Annotated in this window: 2 protein-coding genes; both read left to right on the plus strand. The window is 69.2% G+C overall.

Going from position 1 to position 2243, the window contains the following annotated elements; all coding sequences use genetic code 11:
• The coding region (locus DPV74_RS40825; RefSeq protein WP_119339246.1) for a Dyp-type peroxidase at window positions 1–1056 on the plus strand (1056 nt) is incomplete at its 5' end.
• Between the two features lie 65 nt (window positions 1057–1121).
• Entirely contained in the window at window positions 1122–2156 is a 1035-nt protein-coding gene (locus DPV74_RS40830) for an iron ABC transporter substrate-binding protein (protein ID WP_060311390.1), read from the plus strand.
• Window positions 2157–2243: the final 87 nt, after the last annotated feature.

The raw sequence follows: 2243 nt of genomic DNA on the forward strand, positions 1-2243 counted from the left end.
GCGCAGCGCGCGGACGTCATCGCGCTGCTGAAGACCTGGACCGACGCCGCCGCGCGGATGACGCGCGGCGACACCGCGCAACCGCTCGCCGCGACGGGCGGCGACGAAGTCGCGCCGGCCGACGGGGGTGACGCGCTCGGCCTCGGCCCCGCGCGCCTAACCATCACGTTCGGCTTCGGGCCCGGCCTGTTCGCGCTCGCGGGCAAGGACCGCTACGGCCTCGCGAAGCAACGCCCCGCCGCGCTCGTCGACCTGCCGCGTTTCAACGGCGACCAGTTGCTGCCCGAGAAAACCGGCGGCGACCTGTTCATCCAGGCATGCGCGGACGACGCGCAGGTCGCGTTCCACGCCGTGCGCCAGCTCGTGCGGCTCGGCGCGAAAGCGACGCAGATGCGCTGGGGCCAGGCCGGCTTCACGTCGGGCAAGCCCGGCGAGACGCCGCGCAACCTGATGGGCTTCAAGGACGGCACGATGAATCCGCCGATGTCCGATCCGGCCGCGATGAACGAATTCGTGTGGGCCGGCAGCGAAGGCCCGGCATGGATGAACGGCGGCACCTACACGGTCGTGCGCCGGATCCGCATCACGCTCGAACACTGGGACAACACGGAGCTCGGCTTCCAGGAACAGGTGGTCGGCCGCCACAAATACAGCGGCGCGCCGCTCGGCCAGAAGAACGAGTTCGAGGCGCTCGACCTCGACGCGGCCGACAAGGACGGCAACCCGGTGATCCCCGACAACTCGCACGCGCGCCTCGCATCGCCGCAGGTCAACAACGGCGCGCAGATCCTGCGCCGCGCGTACTCGTACAACGACAGCACGAGCTTCTACATCGAACGCTGGCCGCCATGGCGCCAGCAGACCGAGTACGACGCGGGGCTGATGTTCGTCGCGCACCAGCGCGACCCGCGCAAGGGCTTCATTCCGATCAACGAGAAGCTCTCGAAGCTGGACATCATGAACCAGTTCACCACGCACGTCGGCAGCGCGATCTTCGCGTGCCCGCCGGGCGCGCAACCCGGTTCGTACATCGGCGCCGCGCTGTTCGAGGCATGACGTCGCGCCACGCAAGCCAACGCACACCTTTCCGGCCCGGCCGGATGCAACCTGCTGAAAACGACATGACCACTTCACCCGTTAGCCGCCCGCTGCGGCACCTGATTTCCGCCGCGGCCGCCGCGCTGATGCTGACCGGCGCACTGCACGCCACCGGCACGCATGCCGCGACGCTCACGCTGTACAACGCGCAACACGAGCAGGTCGTGAACCAGCTCGTCAAGGACTTCGAAACGCAGAGCGGCATCACCGTGAAGGTGCGCTCGGGCGAGGGCCCCGCGCTCGCCGCGCAGATCGTCGCGGAAGGCGACCGCACGCCGGCCGACGTGTACTTCACCGAAAACTCGCCGGAGCTCGTGCTGCTCGACCGCAAGGGCCTGTTCGCGAAGACCGACGGCGCCACGCTGCAGTCGGTGCCCGCGCGCTTCAACCCGGCCGACGGCAACTGGGTCGGCGTGCTCGCGCGCGAGAACGTGCTCGTCTACAACACCGCGAAAATCCAGCCGCAGCAGCTGCCCGCGTCGCTGCTCGATCTCGCGAAGCCCGAATGGAAGGGCAAGGTCGGCGTCGCGCCGAGCGACGCGGACTTCCTGCCGCTCGTGAGCGCGGTACTCGCGCTGCACGGCGAGGCCGCGACGCTGCAATGGCTGAAGGGCCTGAAGGCCAATGCGCAGATCTTCGACGACGACGAAGGCGTGACGGCGGCCGTCAACCGCGGCGGCGTACTGACCGGCATCGTCAACAACTACTACTGGGATCGTCTGCACGCCGAACTCGGCGACAAGTCGACGCGCAGCGCGATCCACCACTTCGGTCACGGCGACGTCGGCGGTGCCGTCAACGTGTCCGGCGCCGCGGTGCTGAAAGCGTCGAAGCACCAGCCGGAAGCGCAGAAGTTCGTCGCGTATCTCGTCAGCGAGCGTGCGCAGAAGCTGATGGCGGGCGGCCATGTCAGCTTCGAGTATCCGCTGCATCCGGGCGTCGCCCCCGATCCGATCCTGAAACCGTTCAACGAATTGAGCCCGCCGGCGCTGACGTTCGAACAGCTCGGCGACGACAGCCAGGCCGGCAAGCTGCTGCGCCAGGCCGGCCTCCTCTGAGCATGAGCGACGCCGTGTCCCGCACGGCGCGCACCGCGCGCGACGGCGAACGCACCGCGACCCGGCGGCGCCCGTCGCGCGCGCTCG

The sequence above is a fragment of the Burkholderia sp. HAN2018 genome, assembly GCF_024704855.1.
GTDB lineage: Bacteria > Pseudomonadota > Gammaproteobacteria > Burkholderiales > Burkholderiaceae > Burkholderia > Burkholderia cepacia.

Excerpts from the sequence above, each read along its gene's own strand:
- DPV74_RS40830 (WP_060311390.1), top strand. The coding sequence starts at position 1,122 with ATGACCACTTCACCCGTTAGCCGCCCGCTGCGGCACCTGATTTCCGCC.